Source organism: Acinetobacter sp. ANC 4204, assembly GCF_002135205.1.
Classification (GTDB): domain Bacteria; phylum Pseudomonadota; class Gammaproteobacteria; order Pseudomonadales; family Moraxellaceae; genus Acinetobacter.
Genome location: NZ_NEFZ01000001.1, coordinates 655,223 through 671,506, shown reverse-complemented (window position 1 = coordinate 671,506; position 16,284 = coordinate 655,223). Strand labels below are relative to the sequence as shown.

14 protein-coding genes are annotated in these 16,284 nt (G+C 42.3%); 5 read left to right on the top strand and 9 right to left on the bottom strand.

What is annotated here, in order from left to right; genetic code table 11:
* Nucleotides 1-136: 136 nt before the first annotated feature.
* Both B9T36_RS03390 and B9T36_RS03385 read left to right on the top strand, forming a co-directional pair.
* On the top strand, nt 137-811 hold the full coding sequence (locus B9T36_RS03390; protein WP_086208259.1) for a hypothetical protein: 675 nt from the start codon (nt 137-139) through the stop codon (nt 809-811).
* A 12-nt stretch (nt 812-823) separates the two neighbouring features.
* Nucleotides 824-1,630: an SDR family NAD(P)-dependent oxidoreductase gene (locus B9T36_RS03385; protein WP_086208134.1), complete on the top strand. Its 807-nt coding sequence runs from the start codon at nt 824-826 to the stop codon at nt 1,628-1,630.
* Nucleotides 1,631-1,709: 79 nt separating this feature from the next.
* Here B9T36_RS03385 and B9T36_RS03380 read toward each other — a convergent pair whose 3' ends face one another.
* The 9 genes from B9T36_RS03380 to sdsA form a co-directional block, all read right to left on the bottom strand.
* Nucleotides 1,710-2,744 carry an agmatine deiminase family protein gene (locus B9T36_RS03380; RefSeq protein ID WP_086208133.1) on the bottom strand — a complete coding sequence of 345 codons (1,035 nt, stop codon included), beginning with the start codon at nt 2,742-2,744 and terminating at the stop codon, nt 1,710-1,712.
* Between the two features lie 161 nt (nt 2,745-2,905).
* Nucleotides 2,906-3,343: a YbjQ family protein gene (locus B9T36_RS03375; RefSeq protein ID WP_086208132.1), complete on the bottom strand. Its 438-nt coding sequence runs from the start codon at nt 3,341-3,343 to the stop codon at nt 2,906-2,908.
* A gap of 3 nt (nt 3,344-3,346) precedes the next feature.
* Entirely contained in the window at nt 3,347-3,703 is a 357-nt protein-coding gene (locus B9T36_RS03370; RefSeq protein WP_086208131.1) for a YbjQ family protein, read from the bottom strand.
* A gap of 103 nt (nt 3,704-3,806) precedes the next feature.
* Nucleotides 3,807-5,264, bottom strand: a complete 1,458-nt coding sequence (gene adeK, locus B9T36_RS03365; protein WP_086208130.1) for a multidrug efflux RND transporter AdeIJK outer membrane channel subunit AdeK — start codon at nt 5,262-5,264, stop codon at nt 3,807-3,809.
* Nucleotides 5,264-8,443: a multidrug efflux RND transporter permease subunit AdeJ gene (gene adeJ, locus B9T36_RS03360; RefSeq protein WP_086208129.1), complete on the bottom strand. Its 3,180-nt coding sequence runs from the start codon at nt 8,441-8,443 to the stop codon at nt 5,264-5,266. The genes adeK and adeJ overlap by 1 nt, the downstream gene beginning before the upstream one ends.
* A 12-nt stretch (nt 8,444-8,455) precedes the next feature.
* Entirely contained in the window at nt 8,456-9,700 is a 1,245-nt protein-coding gene (locus tag B9T36_RS03355; RefSeq protein WP_086208128.1) for an efflux RND transporter periplasmic adaptor subunit, read from the bottom strand.
* 25 nt (nt 9,701-9,725) lie between these two features.
* Entirely contained in the window at nt 9,726-10,337 is a 612-nt protein-coding gene (locus B9T36_RS03350) for a phosphatase PAP2 family protein (protein WP_086208127.1), read from the bottom strand.
* A gap of 146 nt (nt 10,338-10,483) precedes the next feature.
* The gene (locus B9T36_RS03345) at nt 10,484-12,538 is read right to left on the bottom strand and encodes a site-specific recombinase (RefSeq protein WP_086208126.1); all 2,055 of its coding nucleotides are present in this window, start codon (nt 12,536-12,538) and stop codon (nt 10,484-10,486) included.
* A 33-nt stretch (nt 12,539-12,571) separates the two neighbouring features.
* Nucleotides 12,572-13,549 (bottom strand): All-trans-nonaprenyl-diphosphate synthase, encoded by a 978-nt coding sequence (gene sdsA / locus B9T36_RS03340; protein ID WP_086208125.1) that lies wholly within the window; start codon nt 13,547-13,549, stop codon nt 12,572-12,574.
* A 465-nt stretch (nt 13,550-14,014) separates the two neighbouring features.
* On the opposite strand from sdsA, the gene rplU reads away from it, so the two are divergent.
* The 3 genes from rplU to B9T36_RS19205 all read left to right on the top strand — a co-directional run bounded on the left by rplU (nt 14,015) and on the right by B9T36_RS19205 (nt 16,236).
* Nucleotides 14,015-14,326: a 50S ribosomal protein L21 gene (gene rplU / locus B9T36_RS03335; protein ID WP_004695441.1), complete on the top strand. Its 312-nt coding sequence runs from the start codon at nt 14,015-14,017 to the stop codon at nt 14,324-14,326.
* A gap of 19 nt (nt 14,327-14,345) precedes the next feature.
* The gene (gene rpmA, locus B9T36_RS03330; RefSeq protein ID WP_086208124.1) at nt 14,346-14,600 is read left to right on the top strand and encodes a 50S ribosomal protein L27; all 255 of its coding nucleotides are present in this window, start codon (nt 14,346-14,348) and stop codon (nt 14,598-14,600) included.
* Nucleotides 14,601-14,781: 181 nt separating this feature from the next.
* Nucleotides 14,782-16,236 carry a YadA-like family protein gene (locus B9T36_RS19205; RefSeq protein WP_228146960.1) on the top strand — a complete coding sequence of 485 codons (1,455 nt, stop codon included), beginning with the start codon at nt 14,782-14,784 and terminating at the stop codon, nt 16,234-16,236.
* Nucleotides 16,237-16,284 lie beyond the last annotated feature (48 nt).

Below are 16,284 nucleotides of genomic sequence, written 5' to 3'. Positions count from 1 at the left end.
AGAAATCGTAAATGGGGGCATGTAAAGCAAATGCGTTGATCTAGCAATTGCGACATGAAGCAGAGCGCTTTATGATGTGCTTACACCTAGAGTGCGCATTGTTCGCAGTAAAAATCAAAAAAAAGGGGGGATCACGATGACTTATCAAATTTCTTTAAAATTAAAACCCGAAACTCACCAGCGCTTTACCCATATTCATCAACAGCTCAATGCAGGCGAAAGCCAAAATTTAGCAAAACCACTCGGTGAAGTTCTAGCAGATATTTCATGTGAAGTAATTGATCAGGTCTTTGGGGATTTAGCCCGACTCTCAACTTCGGGCGATGGAGAGTCGGAAAAAGTCATCAAGCAGATTGTGGATACGATGCGTAAGTACATGCCGTGGTCCGTGTCTTTTTTTTCAAATGACCGTCTAATTCCCATGGTGAATTATCTAGAGCAAATGATGTATGACACCGAGAGTACACATTTTTTAAGTTATCCTGTCGAAAAGACTTTGGTGAATGAGCTTTTGGGTTGTGCGGAGCAGATGGATAAAGGCAATAATCAATATGTATCACCTGCTTTAAAAGCATTTACTCAAATTGTGGATCAGGGGGTGACCAGTTTGATCCGCGAACCGAAGAAAATGTTGAAATTTAATGTAGTGGTGGATAAAACACTTAATGGGGTGATTAGTTTTACCACTCAATTGGGTTATAAACGCTTTGACAAATTAGGTCGTATTTATGATGCGCAGATGATGAGTCAATATTTTGATCATTTTCTAACTTTTTTAAATGATCAACCTACAAATAAAACTTCGGTATGAGGCAATAAGGACATGGCACAGTTAAACAGTTTAGATGCGAAAGTGGTGTGGATTACAGGAGCATCTTCAGGGTTAGGGGAAGCACTGGCTAAAGAATGTGCCTTACAGGGGGCTGAGGTCGTACTCACGGCAAGACGTTTGGATGAACTCGAAAAAGTCCGCGTTGGGCTGCTTAATCCAGATCAACACATTTCTATTTGTGCCGACATTACCGATGAGACGAAGGTCCGTCACGCCTATGAGCAAGTGCTCCAGAAAAAAGGTCGGATTGACTGGCTGATTAATAATGCTGGTTTAAGTCAACGTGCCTTGATTGCCGACACGACCATGCAAACTGAACGCGCAATTATGGAAGTCGATTATTTCTCGCAAGTGTTTTTAACCAAAACAGTTCTGCCGACATTCTTAGCACAAAAATCCGGTCGTATTGCCTTTGTGTCAAGTGTGGCAGGTTTATTGGGGACGCAGTATCGTGCCAGTTATTCAGCGGCCAAGGCTGCTATTCACATGTGGGCAAATAGCCTACGTGCCGAAGTGGCCAATGAAGGTGTAGATGTTTCGGTGATTTTCCCAGGTTTTGTTAAAACCAATGTCTCGTTTAATGCTTTAAATGGCGCAGGTAAACCGCAAGGTCATCAAGATGAAGCGATTGAAAATGGTTTAGAACCAGATATTTTTGCGCAAACCGTAGTAAGTGCTTTGCTTAAAGGTGAAGAATACATCGTAGTCGGTGGACGTAAGGAGAAAATGGGTGTTCTGGTGTCTCGTTTATCACCTAAAACATTGTATAAAATGATTCGTAAGATGAAAGTGAAGTAAAGTGAAACGGGCAGGGAGAAATATGTTCCCTGCCCGTTGAATTGATGTTTTCTTATAGATATAGTTTGGGATCGGACTTTTACTTACTGATTTTATTTAAATAATTTAAAAATAATTCCGCATTTTTCCCACGCACTTGCCAAGACATACAACGCACGCCACCGCCCATATGACAGACATTAGCAGACTGTACTGGAATCACGGTACGTTTGGTAACACTACGAATTTGCTTTAAAGCGATAGCATCCTCTTTAATGCCAAATTGCGGGAAGTAAATCCGCTCAGGTGTGGCCAGCATGTTGGTGTATAAGCCACATGCAGAACCAAACTTTTCATCATAAATCTCACTGCCATCATAAGGGGTGATGATTTCACGAATTTTTACATTGGGAATGCCACGTTTTAGGTCTGCTTTAAGCTGCTTGGCATAGTCGGGATCTTCAGGGTAGGAGTTTATTACCAGTGTATTTTGGTCCACAAAACTGACCACACCGTCCGCATGTTCCAAGCCACCTTGTTCATCGGCTTCAATGAATGCAATTTGTTTGGCTCCTGTCAGTGCCATGAGTTTCTTACGCGCTTCGTTTTCGGTTAGCTTGTTATCTGCTAGAAACTTGGTGCTGAGGACGACATTGCCATAACCATCTTCCACCCAATTACCACCATCATTCAACAGTTTGGTCTGAGTAAACTGTAAGCCTGCTTTTTGACTGTAGTATTTAAATTCATCCTGCACTTCATCTGAAATAGCCTGACCTTTTTTAGCCCCACCTTGCCCAGCGGCCGTGTAGCGAAACATGACGGGTTGAGCTGGATTGGCGCTGGTGAAGTCACGCATCCAAATGTCATGCATCGGTGCGATTGCTACATGCTTTTTTCCCAAAGCTTTGACATAGTCGGGGTAGAGCTGTTTGTCTGTCAGAACAACGACATTGTCTCCGTTTTTAATAATTTTTTTTGCATAATCGACGTGGAAATCGAAAATATCATCAATCATTTTTGCATAGTAAGCATCATTACTTTGAGGGGATGCCAATACAATTAATTCAGCTTTGGCTACAAGTGGGATCATGCTGAGTACAGCCATACTTATTTTTAGTGCTAAAGATTTCATTATCTGTGACCTATTTACAGTGTAGGTGAAGTCCATTTTTATTTTGTTCAGTGTAGAGAATTATGCTCTAGCTGTACGATAGAAGGTGACCGAGCATGAGCGATTTTGCGCACTCATGCTGTTTGAGTTTAGTGAATGGAGGATTGGTTCATAGTCGCTGTTTAAGGAATTTGAATGGCGGTCCCATAAGCAAAGACTTCGACCATACCACCTTGCATTCCCATTTCTGTAGTCGCCAGTCGAATACAAGCGATGTGTGTTGCGCCGTGCTTTTCTGCTTCAAGCTTAAGTCGGACAATAGCTTCACGACGGGCACGATCTACCACACTTTCATAACTGGTCAGCCGACCGCCCAAAAAGTTTTGCACAGTGGCCAGTACGTATTTGAAGTAATCATGTGAAATCACCACATTGCTACTGATCATGTGTCCAGACTGTGCAAAATTCACTTTGCGCAGATTACCCACAGTGATGTAGGCAAGTCGCTTTTCATTCTGTTCAAGCTCTGCCAAATGTTTACGTTCGTTATATCGGCCAAAGCCAAAACCGACGCTAAACAGCACCGCAAAGATCAGCAGTTGGAAAATTAAGCTTTCCATCGTTTAGGCCTGCTTTGGAAAAGGGTCAGGGAGATGGTTGTTTAACGGTGTGACACGGACGGCAGTGCCATACACAAATAATTCTGATGCACCTTGGGCAATATTTGAAGTTGAAAAACGAATTCCTACGATGGCATTTGCACCTAGGCCTTGTGCTTTTGCAATCATACGATTCATAGCTTCTTGGCGTGATTCTTCTAAAAGTTCAGTATAGGCCGTGAGTTCACCCCCGACGATATTTTTCAGGCCTGCCAGAAAATCGCGTCCGACATGTTTACTCCGAACTGTACTCCCATAAACCACGTCCAGTTGCTGAGAAATCGTATGTCCAGGTACAGACTCAAGGTTACTTAAAAGCATAATGTCCATTATTTAAAAGTGAGTATTGTCTTTGAAGATAGGAAAAAGCCGATGAAAAAGCAATAAAAAAGCCCACCGAAGTGAGCTTTTCATACCGCAAGCGTTAGTTTGCAGTTTTGTTATATTTTACATCTGAAGAAGAGGGCTGTTTCGCCACTTGATCAGCTGTATTGGCTTTCACACCACCACCAAGCGTTTTATACACTTCAACTTGGTTATTTAAGTTTGCTTGTTCAAGCAATAACAGACCTTGTTCCGCCGAGTACGAAGTACGCTGAGCATCGAGTACTGTTAAGTAGTTGTCGATCCCTGCACGGAAGCGTGCTGTTGACAGCTTATAGGTGGTATTGGTGGCATCCACAAGACGACGTTGTGCAGATAGACGATCACCAATATTTTCACGTACAGCTAATGCATCATTCACTTCACGGAAAGCCGTTTGAATGGTTTTTTCATAATCTGACAACGCAATTTTTTGGTCAGTTTCTGAAATCTTCACATTGGCACGACGTGTACCCCAGTCAAAGATAGGGATATCTAAGCTTGGGCCAAGTGACCAAACGAAGGCACCTGATTTAAACAAGTCGCTTAAATCTGTCGATGCATAACCTGCTGTACCTGTTAAGCTAATTGTTGGGAATAATTGTGCTTTTGCCGCACCAATATTGGCACCTGCAGCAGACAATTGATACTCAGCAGAGCGAACATCAGGACGGTTATTCAACAAGTCACTTGGTAATCCAGCAGTTAAAGCTGTACTTTGAGTAATGCGTTTAACTGGTTGCGGTGCCAATAAGTTAGCTGGTACAGCCTGACCCACCAACAAGTTCAATAAATTCTGCGCTTGGGCCACTTGAGTCTTGTAGTTGGCAACATCATTACGTGCAGTTTCAACTGAAATTTGCGCTTGACGAACGGGAACTTCACTGTCGATACCAACATCAAAACGTTTTTTGTTCAGATTGTATGACTCAAGCTGTGCTTTAAGCGTTTGATCTGCCAGTTTTAAGTTAGCATTGGCAAATGAATAGCTGAGCCATGCTTGCGCAACTTGACCAATCAACGAAATTTGTGTTGCATCACGCGCACTTTGGGTCGCTAAATAGCTGTCCAAAGCATTGTCTTTTAAGCTACGTACACGCCCCCAAAAGTCTAACTCATAAGCGGTGACACCAAGGCCAACATTATAGGTTGTGACTGGCTTAGTCGTACTTAACGTATCTTGACGAAGCACACTACCACTTGCCCCAATAGTGGGTAGTTGGTTGTTTTCAGTAATTTGATACGCTTGTTGTGCACGTTGAATATTTAAAGTTGCAGTGCGTAGGTCACGGTTATTGGCCAAAGCCATTTCAATGACTTGTACCAATCGTGCATCAGCAAAAAAATCTTTATAACCTTGCTCAGCAATAGACGGTCCTGTAGCTGAACCAATATATCCTGTTGGGATATCCGCTTGAACGACGGGTTCTGGACCACGCATGCTTTGACATGCAGTCAAAGCAAGCGCAAGTGCAGATACCGCAATGCTACGACCTGAAATAGACCATACTTTTTGCATCACGATGTTTGCTCCTGATTATTTTGTTTCTTCGGTTTGTATTTGAAAATGCTGCGAATCCAAACAAAGAATACTGGAATGAAGAAAATACCCAAAAGTGTAGAACTAATTACACCACCAAGTACACCATAACCGACAGAGTGTTGACTACCTGCACCTGCACCTGCTGAAAGGGCAAGAGGGAGTACACCAAAACCGAAGGCAAGGGTGGTCATAATGATTGGGCGTAAACGCATTTTTGCAGCATGAAGGGTTGCATCAAATAAGTCTTCACCTTTTTCTTGCAACTCTTTTGCAAACTCTACAATCAAGATTGCATTTTTCGCAGAAAGACCAATTACGGCAACAATTGCGACTTGGAAGTAGATGTTAAATGACAGGTTTGGATCGCCTTTGATGATCATACCTAACCACGTTAAAGTAAATGCACCAATAATACCAAGTGGTACAACCAGCAATACTGAAACAGGGATAGACCAACTTTCATATAAAGCTGAAAGACAAAGGAATACGATCAACATTGAAAGAATGAGTAATGGTCCTGTTTGACTACCAGAATCACGTTCTTCTAAAGATAAACCCGTCCATTCATAGTCGAAACCATCTAAGCCCATTGACGGTAACTTGCCAATAATTTCTTCCATTGCAATCATGGCATCACCCGAACTAACGCCTGGTGCAGGAGTACCTTGGATGTTGACTGATGATACGCCGTTATAACGCTCTAGACGTGGGGAACCATAAGTCCATTCGCCTGTTGCAAATGCTGAGAATGGAACCATTGTGCCGCTACTATTACGTACGTACCACTTGTTCAAGTCTTCAGGCATCATACGTGCATTTGCTTCGCCTTGCACATAGACTTTTTTCACACGACCACGGTCTACGAAGTCATTAATATACGAACCACCCCAAGCGATACTCATGGTTGTATTGATATCAGCAATACTTACACCCATTGCGCCTGCTTGTGCTTGGTCAATACTAATTTGATACTGAGGCGTATCTTCTTGACCATTTGGACGCACACCTGCAAGGCGTTTATCCTGTGCTGCCATACCTAGAATCGCATTACGTGCAGCAATCAGTTTTTCATGACCTTGACCACTCGCATCTTTTAATTGGATGTCAAAACCAGCAGATACACCTAATTCAGGCATTGCAGGTAACTGTAATGGCATGATGTAAGAGGCATCTTTCACGATCATATTCAATGCCATACCACGTTGGATGATGGCACCAATTTGTGATTCAGGTGAGGTACGCTCACTCCAGTCCTTCAGCTTGATAAACGCAAGACCTGCGTTTTGACCAACACCTGTGAATGAGAAACCAGAAACAGTAAAGATGGACTCTACATGTTCTTTTTCTTTATTCATGAAATAGTCTGTCATTGTGGTGATGACTTTATCGGTACGTTCAAGGCTTGCACTTGGTGGAAGCTGTACGAGTGTCATTACCACACCTTGGTCTTCGTCAGGCAAGAATGATGATGGTAAAGCTTTATATAGGCCAACTAAGCCTGCAATCACCAGTAAATAAACCACACCAGAAAATACTTTATGATGGGTCATACGGTTGACACCACCTTGGTATTTTACGGATAGCTTTTCAAAGCTGTTGTTAAACCAACGGAAGAAACGCGCAAAAATATTATTACTTTCTGGTTTGTTTGCATCATGTTGTTTTAACAAGGTTGCACATAAGGCAGGGGTGAATGTTAATGCGACGATCAATGACAGAATCATTGCTGTCACAAGTGTAATCGAGAACTGACGGTAAATAACACCAGTAGTACCACCGAAGAAAGCCATCGGTACGAATACGGCTGTTAACACACTGGTAATACCGACTAAGGCACCAGAAATCTGTTGCATTGACTTTTCAGTGGCAACAACAGGGTCGAGATGCTCTTCTTGCATGACACGTTCGACGTTTTCCACCACAACAATCGCATCATCGACCAGAAGACCAATCGCTAAGACCATTGCAAACATGGTGAGTGTGTTGATGGAGAAACCGAAAATGTTAATGACAGCAAAGGTACCCAATACAACCACAGGAACAGCAAGTGTTGGGATAATCGTTGCACGCCAGTTCTGTAGGAACAAGAACATGACAATGAACACCAAAATTATGGCTTCAATTAAAGTGTGAACCACACTTTCAATCGAAAGCTTAATAAATGGAGTTGTGTCATAAGCCAGTTTATCTTTTAAACCATCTGGATAGTTCTTACGAAGTTCACTGAGGCGCTTTTCTACAGCTGCTGCTGTATCTAGTGCATTTGCACCAGTTGCCAGTTTAATCGCTACACCACCAGCAGGTTTGCCATTGAATTTAGAGTCAAATTGATAGTTATCTGAACCAAGTTCAACACGTGCAACATCAGATAAGCGCACTTGAGCGCCAGATGCTGTATTTTTGAGGAAAATATTTCTAAATTGCTCAGGGGTCTGCAACATACTTTGCGCATTGACCGTAGCATTCAGAACTTGTCCCTGAATTGATGGAGCACCACCGAGTTGACCCACAGCAACTTGTGAGTTCTGCGCATTAATGGCAGTTGCAATATCACTTGGTGTAACTTGCAGACTGGTCATTTTCGCTGGATCAAGCCAAATACGCATCGCGTATGAACCACCAAAAACTTGTACTTCACCCACCCCAGCAACACGACTGAGCGGTTCGGAAATGTTGGAGTTTACATAGTCTTTAATGTCAGATGCAGAAAGGCTTTCATCTGGAGAATAGAATGCCACAACTTGCATAAAGCTTGCGCCAGATTTGGTGACTTTGACACCTTGGCGTTGCACATCTTCAGGTAAGAGTGCAGTTGCAGATTGTAGCTTGTTCTGTACTTGAACTTGTGCAATGTCTGGATCAATGCCTTGCTCAAAGTTCAAGTTAATAGATGCCTGACCATTGCCAGCACTGTTAGAAGAGATATAACGTAAGCCATCTAGACCATTCATTTGTTGTTCAATGATCTGAGTCACGGTATTTTCAACCGTTTGTGCAGAAGCACCTGGGTACGTTGCAGAAATTGTCACCGTGGGCGGTGCAATCGTCGGATACTGGGCAACTGGCATATTGGTTAGCGTAATAACACCCGCCAACATAATCACCAGTGCAATCACCCACGCAAAAATGGGGCGATGAATAAAAAATTGAGCCATTCAGTCTACCCCTTATGTGTTTGAAGTAGCTTTTTGTTCTGTTTTCGCACCAGCTTCTGTCTTTTTAGCCTCAGTTGTTGGAGCTTGAGGCGCTGCTGCTTGAGGTTGATACGGTTTCGTAACAACTTTTTGTTCAGCTTTAACTTTCGCTATACCGTCAACAATAACTTTTTCACCTGTTTTAAGACCTTGAGTCACAATCCAGTTTTGGCCTTGAATGCCAGATGTGGTGATTGGGCGAGACTCAACAACACCTTTGTCATTCACAATCATCGCGATGGCTTGACCAGTAGGTGTACGTGTCACAGCAATTTGTGGCACTAAAATCGCATTTGGGATCACCCCTTGCACGATTTGAGCGTTGGCAAACATACCAGGAAGTAATAAGTGATTTGGGTTCGGGAACACTGCACGGATGGTTACAGTCCCTGTATCTGGATTGACACTTGCATCAGAGAACGCTAAACGTCCTTCGACTGGGTACTCACTTCCATCTTCTAGTTTAAGTTTTACGCGAGTGTTATTACTGCTGTCTAAACTACCTTTGCTTAGTTGTTGGCGTAAGCGTAGAAGTTCAGAACTTGACTGGTTGATATCAACATAGATTGGGTCTAAACGCTGAATCGTCACCAAAGGGTCAGTTTGATTTGCTGTAACCAATGCGCCTGCTGTAACTGTTGAACGGTTCGTTTGACCTGAAATAGGTGAACGAATGGTTGAGTAGCCTAAATCTACTTCAGCATTTTTAACTTGTGCACGTGCAGCAGCGACTTGTGCTTCTGCAACATTCACTTGACCGACTAAGTCATCATAATCTTGTTTCGCAACAGCATTGCTTGAAACCAGTTGTTGATAACGATTGAGTTTGGTTTTAAGTGAGCTTAGATTTGCTTCTTGTTGTAATAATGCTGCTTTGGCATTATCAAATGTTGCGCGATTAGTACGAGAATCAAGTTCATAAAGTGCCTGTCCTTCACGTACATAGCTGCCTTCCGCAAACAAACGTTTTAGAATAATTCCACTCGTTTGTGGGCGAACTTCAGAGACTTCAAATGCCGTGGTTCTGCCAGATAACTCTACAGATTGTTCTACATTTTGCGGTTGTGCAACAATGACACCGACTTCAGTAGGTGGCATTTGTTGAGAAGCGCCTGCTTGCTGCGCATCCTTTGGGTCTTTGCTACAACCAACAAGTGCAATACTCGTTGCTAATGCGCAAGCGGTAAGGGCTGGGGCCCAAAGCTTTGCCGACATCATTGTTCCACCTCGATTAGATTTTTATCTAAAAATAATTTGTATTTGATTGGTTGTATCTGCCATACATAATGTAGAGCAGTGAAATCCATATAATACTGATACTCCATCCCGCAAGGACATCGGACGGGAAATGTACCCCAAGATAGACTCTTGAAATTCCCATCATCAGCATCCATAAAAGAGCAATGCAGACAATAAAACGATGTGCAGGAAATGGGCGACTTAAGAAAATGGCAAGACACGCCAAAGTGGCAGCATACATACTGTGCGCACTTGGAAAGGAAGCACCATAGCTCGTCACTAGGTGAAACATTTCTGGTGGGCGTGGTCTTGAAATTAAAAATTTAAGTAGCCAAACAGAAGCAATGCTTCCAACTACGCCTAAACCTATAAAAATGACATCTTTATACTTTTTATACCATGCACGATGGAAACACCATAGACAGGTTAAAAATAATACAAATGGCATGCCGCCGAGTGCAGATAAAAGTATTGCAAACTTATTTATAGGCTCAGTTCTCAACGTACTGAAATTTTCAACTATTGTTAAATCTAGCGATGTTAATGGTTGAAAAAATAATACTAATATGCTGATTATAAATAGAATAATACCGATAAAAAGCAACAAATAAGGCATGCTAAAACTCGTGTCATTTGAACCGATTTGAGCGCGGTTATTTACTGGGTTAAAGTGTACTCATCAGTACACTTTAATTCAAGTGTTGATTAATAATGCATAAAATTTTGTTCATAGTCTAACAAGTGCTCAAAATGGGTACAAAATCATTTTGTATGGTGTTTTGTACTGTTTGAACTTTCTTCAACTTCAAGTGGTACTTTTGGGGGCCAAAAGAAATCACTTGGGCGAGTCAGAAAATGGGTGAGTACCAATTTTGCTAAAGGTTTCCATTGTTCAAAACGAACTCGACGTGCACGTAAAGCCACAATAATAGTCAAGGTAAAACTGACGAATAAGTTTGTTAGACCAATGCACAATACCCCAAGGAAAGATACAATAATCAAGCCAATTTCAGGACTGCCATTAATATTCATTAGCCCTTGAATAAAGTTTGCTGAAGCAAAGGCAATGTGTCGAATATCTAAAGGTAACCCCAAAATGTAGCCAATGGTTCCCATACTTCCTAGCATAATCCCGAATAAGAAATTACCTGCCAACGCACCTAAGTTACGTTCTATATAACCTGCAAATTTATCGAGCCGTTCTTGTCGCATGATGGTTTTGAGACGGGGGTGTGCTTTTAAGCGAGGACCAACTTTGCGGTAGACGGCCATATTATCGAAATAGCCCGCCAGCAGACCTGACAAAAATAAACATACGCCAGCAATAGCAGCATGGGGAATGGCTAAAGAGGTAAATGGATTCAGGTCGTGTAGTGCTTTGCTGGCTTTTGCATGTGTCATCAGAGGTTCGTGTAGCCCCGTTGCCCAAGCCCATGCAATAAAGGCTGCAACGGGTATGGCAATCGAGATATTACCCAAAATAGCAATGAACTGGGTACGGATAATATTGATAATCAATGCTGCTAATTCAGCAATTTGCGCGGTTTTAGAACCTTTGCGGTGTTGTACTGTTGCTGCAAGGGCTGCAGCAGTCATCGCGGGTTGTTTAGTCGCTACAGTAAAGTGCAAGACATGAATCAGCATAAAACCTAGTGAGTAATTCATACTGTAAATAAAGGCTTGCATGAGTGGTGCCATGACCATACGTGCCGACAAGGTTTTGAGCGTTGCCATAATGGCAATAATAACCCCTGCACCTGCTGCCGATTTGTACATGGCCAAAAAGCCTTGTTTGTCTGTACTTACATAGTGTTCACCTGTTTTACTGGCATTTTCAGTTACCTGTAACGCAATGAGTTCACTGTTGGTAGTGAGTAGAGAACGAACACTGCGTTCGCTATAAATTGCAGCGGTAATATCGACCAGAAGGTTGCTAATGGCTTTATAGTGCGCTTCACCTTCTTCTACAATCAAATTGAGCAACAGTTCAACGCGGTCTAAGCACTGTTCTAATAAGGATATGAGATAAGTTAGGCTCACACTTACCCCAATGCGTTTGGTTGAGCGACGAATTTTTAGAACTACATCACGACACTGCTCAATCATAACCAATGCCTGAGATGCATCGGGTGGTGCAACCACACTGGAAACATCGGCGTCGTGATGAGCTTTTTTATACTGTTGAATGAATTCGATCATTTCGCGATTCTGAACTAAGAAAGGCGATTCATATTCAGTCAGTTCAGGATGTGCATTAATAAATTCAGGATATAAACCAATACCACTAATCCGATAAGACAGCACCGTGATGGCTTTAATCACTTCACTGCGAATTTTGACTTTTTCTTTTTGATTGGCATGGCCATGATTGAGCAGGTTCAGCAGTTGTAGCCAGTCACTGTCTTTGATGTTATCAAGCCAATATTTATCACTTCGGTTGGGGAAAACACGACGGACTAAATCTTGCAACTGCGTCTCGTCGTTAATCAGCGGTAAAAAATGTGCGCCTAAACGCTGCGACAATTGATTCCAAAAACCATCTAAAGACAAAATGCCAGTATCGGCATACAGACTGGTTTGTTTGTATTGGGAAATCAGGCCTAAGATGAAGCTTTGCAATGTTGAGCCTGCATCAGGCGTAATCAACAAAGCATGAATTAATGCTTGTATTTTTTGATGAATTTCATCAGTTTGATATGAGTCAGTAGGGCGAATACGTTCCACCAACTCAATTAAAAGTTGGTCATTTAAAGCAACTTGAGGATGCTCAAGTTGCTGCTGCATTTGAGAGAAAAGATCATTAAATTGTATATGCATAAGCAAGTTAAAAACGTTCTAAGGCATGATTTGTTATTGAATTCGATGCAAAGCCAGTTGGGTTAGATTAACCAAAGCTTGACGATATTGGCTTTCAGGTAAAGCCTGTAAAGCGTCTAAAGCAGCTTCGGTTTCTTCGTGCGCACGCTGACGACAATAGTCCAGTGCACCAGAATTGTTCACAATTGCAATGACTTGTTCAAGATCTGCCGTTCCACCTGTGGCAATACTTCTACGAACGACATCATGCTCTGCGCCCGTTGTGTTTTTCAATGCTGAGATTAAAGGTAAAGTTGGTTTACCTTCCATCAAATCATCACCAATATTTTTACCTAATGTTTCAGCATCTGAGGTGTAATCTAAAATATCATCAATAATTTGGAAGGCATTGCCGAAGTGACCTGCGAATAAACGCAGTGCTTCTCGATACTGTGGCGTACCTGAAAGAATAGCAGCACCTTCAGTTGCCAGTTCAAATAAACGTGACGTTTTACCGTGAATAATATCTAAATAAGTTTGTTCTGTGGTTTCAGGCTGATGTTGGGCTTGAAGCTGTAGTACTTCACCTTCCGCAATTTCACAGGTTCCTGTAGAAAAATCTTTGAGTAAAGTCATGTCGCCCAAATCGACCAACAGATCAAAGGCACGTGAAATGAGGAAGTCACCGACCAGAACTGCAGTCTGATTGTTCCAAGTCGCGTTCGCTGTTGGTCGACCACGACGTAAACCAGACTCGTCCACTACATCGTCATGAACTAGAGTTGCGGTATGAAGCATTTCAATGATTGCAGCAAGTTTACGTTGACGTTCTAAATCTTCTGCACCACAGGCTTTTGCTGCTAATAAACACATAATTGGACGCATGCGTTTACCACCTGCTTCAACCACATGTTTACTCACTGCCATGACTAGAGCCACTTTAGAGGTAATTCCTTCATTAATAAATGTGTCCATCATGGCAAAGTCTTGAGCTACTGGGGCGAGAATATCTTGCTTAAAATCGACGGTCATTTGAAGAGAAGCCTCATCTATATAAAGTGATAAAAATCAGCAATACAATTATGGTTTAAAATAAGGACACATGTCTAAATCATTCATTTCAATCATAAATAAGGCTAGCATTGTGCGAGGCTATATTTTAGAAAGACAGTTCCTTATTTCCCCGATGTATAAGCGTACCGTATTTGTACGTCTATTTATACCTTCGAATCAATTCCTTCATACTATAGCGAATTGATTTTAAAAATCTATTTCATTGTAAGCAAACTCTAGCCAGAGTTGAACTGTAATTTGTTGATTGAGTTTTTCCCGATTATTAAATAATCGTTAATTTAGTCGAATAAGTTTGGCAAATCTCTTGTTGTTTGATCAAATATCACTTAAAATCCTTGCCCTTGATTAACCCCAGTGGCGTTCGTATTAAGATCGGTATATTCCTTTATCGGCACGACGACACGGGCATGTTTGGAGTACATTATGTACGCAGTAATCCAAAGCGGTGGTAAACAGCACCGTGTTGTAGAGGGTGAAACCCTTAAAGTTGAATTGTTGAAAGCTGAAACTGGCGCAACTATTACGTTTGATGACGTACTAATGCTAGTAAATGGCGACAGCATTCAAATCGGTGCTCCAGTTGTTGCTGGTGCGACTGTAACTGCTGAAGTAGTTAGCCATGGTCGTCACGACAAAATCCGTATTGTAAAAATGCGTCGTCGTAAACACTACCGTAAACAACAAGGTCACCGTCAATGGTTCACTGAGTTGAAAATTACAGCTATTTCAGGCTAATCACGAGGAGTAATGAGACATGGCAACTAAAAAAGCCGGTGGTTCGACTAAGAACGGTCGTGATTCGAACCCTAAAATGCTTGGTGTTAAAGTTTACGGTGGTCAAACTGTAACTGCTGGTAACATCATCGTTCGTCAACGTGGTACAGAATTCCACGCTGGTACAAACGTAGGTATGGGCCGTGACCATACTTTGTTTGCTACTGCTGATGGCGTAGTTAAATTCGAAGTGAAAGGTCAATTTGGCCGTCGCTACGTAACTGTTGAAGCGTAAGTTTTAATAGTAAAAAAGCCCACAATTTAGTGGGCTTTTTTTTGTCTTTTAATAACAAGGATCTGTTCTTTACTTCTGCTTTCCTGTAATTTAAGTCTCAAAATCACAGTAAATAGTGATGTGTATCACATAGAATAAGCGTGTAATAGAACTGTAAAACTAGAAGAAAAGGCAGATAGATATGGACAGAATAGATAAAAATGTCTGGCCTGATTCAGGCAGCCATATGGCAGAAACTCTTGGGCATAAGTTCAAACAAGAGCAAAGCCATATCAGTGCCGCAGTAAAAGACATTATTCAGCGACGTTGTTTTTTATTTCATCATGATTTTCATCGAGAAAAATTCACTTTAAAAGCAGTTTTGTTGGGTGCGATGCTCATTACAGCACATGGTGTGTGGGCTGGTGGGAGTGAAAATAATTGCTATTTTAAGAATGACTATTGTGGTGGTCAGGTTGGACCTGCTGGGCCTGCGGGTGCAGATGGTCAAGATGGAGATAGTGCCTATCAAATTGCTTTAAATAATGGATTTGTAGGAACTGAGCAAGAATGGTTATTAAGCTTGCAAGGAGCGGATGGTATAGATGGTCTTAATGGTAAAGATGGTATCAATGGGGCTGACGGTCTAGATGGACAAAATGGTGCAAGCGCTTATCAAGTTGCAGTCAATAATGGATTTGAAGGTAGTGAAACACAATGGCTTGAAAGTCTACAGGGTGATACAGGAGCTACAGGCGCACAAGGTATCCAAGGTGTGAAAGGTGATACTGGGGCAACAGGCGCAACTGGAGCGCAAGGTGAACAGGGTCTCCAAGGCTTACAGGGCGAACAAGGCCTCCAAGGCTTACAGGGTGAACAAGGCATCCAAGGTGTGAAAGGAGATACTGGGGCAACAGGCGCGACTGGGATGCAAGGTGAACAGGGTCTTCAGGGCTTACAGGGCGAACAAGGTATCCAAGGTGTGAAAGGTGACACTGGTGCAACAGGTGCGACTGGGATGCAAGGTGTGAAAGGAGATACTGGTACAACAGGCGCAATGGGTTACAGTGCTTACCAAGTTGCGCAAGTAAATGGTTTTGATGGCACAATTACCGAGTGGCTTGCCAGCTTAAAAGGTGATACAGGTAACACGGGTATGACTGGTGCTTCGGGGTTTAGTGCCTATCAAGTTGCTGTTGGGGATGGTTTTGATGGAACTGTAACCCAATGGTTGGCTAGCCTTAAAGGTGCAGATGGCACAAATGGCATAACAAAAGAGGTGATGGATGCAGCGGATACCTACATCCTTAATGAAGCAAAAACCTATGTGAACCAAGTCGGGGAGCAAACTCTCAATCAAGCGAATGCATATACTGATAGTCGTGTAAATGCTTTGAATCGAGACATGCGAAAACTTGAGGACCGAACCTATGCAGCAGTTGCATCAAGTATTGCGATAGCATCTTTACCGCAACCGACAGATGCAGGTTACAATATGTTGAGTGCTGGTGTGGGGACTTGGGAAGGTGAACAAGGCTATGCTTTCGGTCTTAGTGGTGTGACCGAAAACAATAAATATGTGTACAAAGTCGCAGTGACAACCAATAGTGAAGGTGACTTCGGCGCAGGTGCTGCAATTGGTTGGCAATGGAAATAACAATGATTGATCTTGATTTAAGCTAAAAAGCCTCTGCTTATTCAGAGG

Excerpts from the sequence above, each read along its gene's own strand:
- B9T36_RS03390 (WP_086208259.1), top strand. The coding sequence starts at position 137 with ATGACTTATCAAATTTCTTTAAAATTAAAACCCGAAACTCACCAGCGC.
- B9T36_RS03385 (WP_086208134.1), top strand. The coding sequence starts at position 824 with ATGGCACAGTTAAACAGTTTAGATGCGAAAGTGGTGTGGATTACAGGA.
- B9T36_RS03380 (WP_086208133.1), bottom strand. The coding sequence starts at position 2,744 with ATGAAATCTTTAGCACTAAAAATAAGTATGGCTGTACTCAGCATGATC.
- B9T36_RS03375 (WP_086208132.1), bottom strand. The coding sequence starts at position 3,343 with ATGGAAAGCTTAATTTTCCAACTGCTGATCTTTGCGGTGCTGTTTAGC.
- B9T36_RS03370 (WP_086208131.1), bottom strand. The coding sequence starts at position 3,703 with ATGCTTTTAAGTAACCTTGAGTCTGTACCTGGACATACGATTTCTCAG.
- adeK (WP_086208130.1), bottom strand. The coding sequence starts at position 5,264 with ATGCAAAAAGTATGGTCTATTTCAGGTCGTAGCATTGCGGTATCTGCA.
- adeJ (WP_086208129.1), bottom strand. The coding sequence starts at position 8,443 with ATGGCTCAATTTTTTATTCATCGCCCCATTTTTGCGTGGGTGATTGCA.
- B9T36_RS03355 (WP_086208128.1), bottom strand. The coding sequence starts at position 9,700 with ATGATGTCGGCAAAGCTTTGGGCCCCAGCCCTTACCGCTTGCGCATTA.
- B9T36_RS03350 (WP_086208127.1), bottom strand. The coding sequence starts at position 10,337 with ATGCCTTATTTGTTGCTTTTTATCGGTATTATTCTATTTATAATCAGC.
- B9T36_RS03345 (WP_086208126.1), bottom strand. The coding sequence starts at position 12,538 with ATGCATATACAATTTAATGATCTTTTCTCTCAAATGCAGCAGCAACTT.
- sdsA (WP_086208125.1), bottom strand. The coding sequence starts at position 13,549 with ATGACCGTCGATTTTAAGCAAGATATTCTCGCCCCAGTAGCTCAAGAC.
- rplU (WP_004695441.1), top strand. The coding sequence starts at position 14,015 with ATGTACGCAGTAATCCAAAGCGGTGGTAAACAGCACCGTGTTGTAGAG.
- rpmA (WP_086208124.1), top strand. The coding sequence starts at position 14,346 with ATGGCAACTAAAAAAGCCGGTGGTTCGACTAAGAACGGTCGTGATTCG.
- B9T36_RS19205 (WP_228146960.1), top strand. The coding sequence starts at position 14,782 with ATGGACAGAATAGATAAAAATGTCTGGCCTGATTCAGGCAGCCATATG.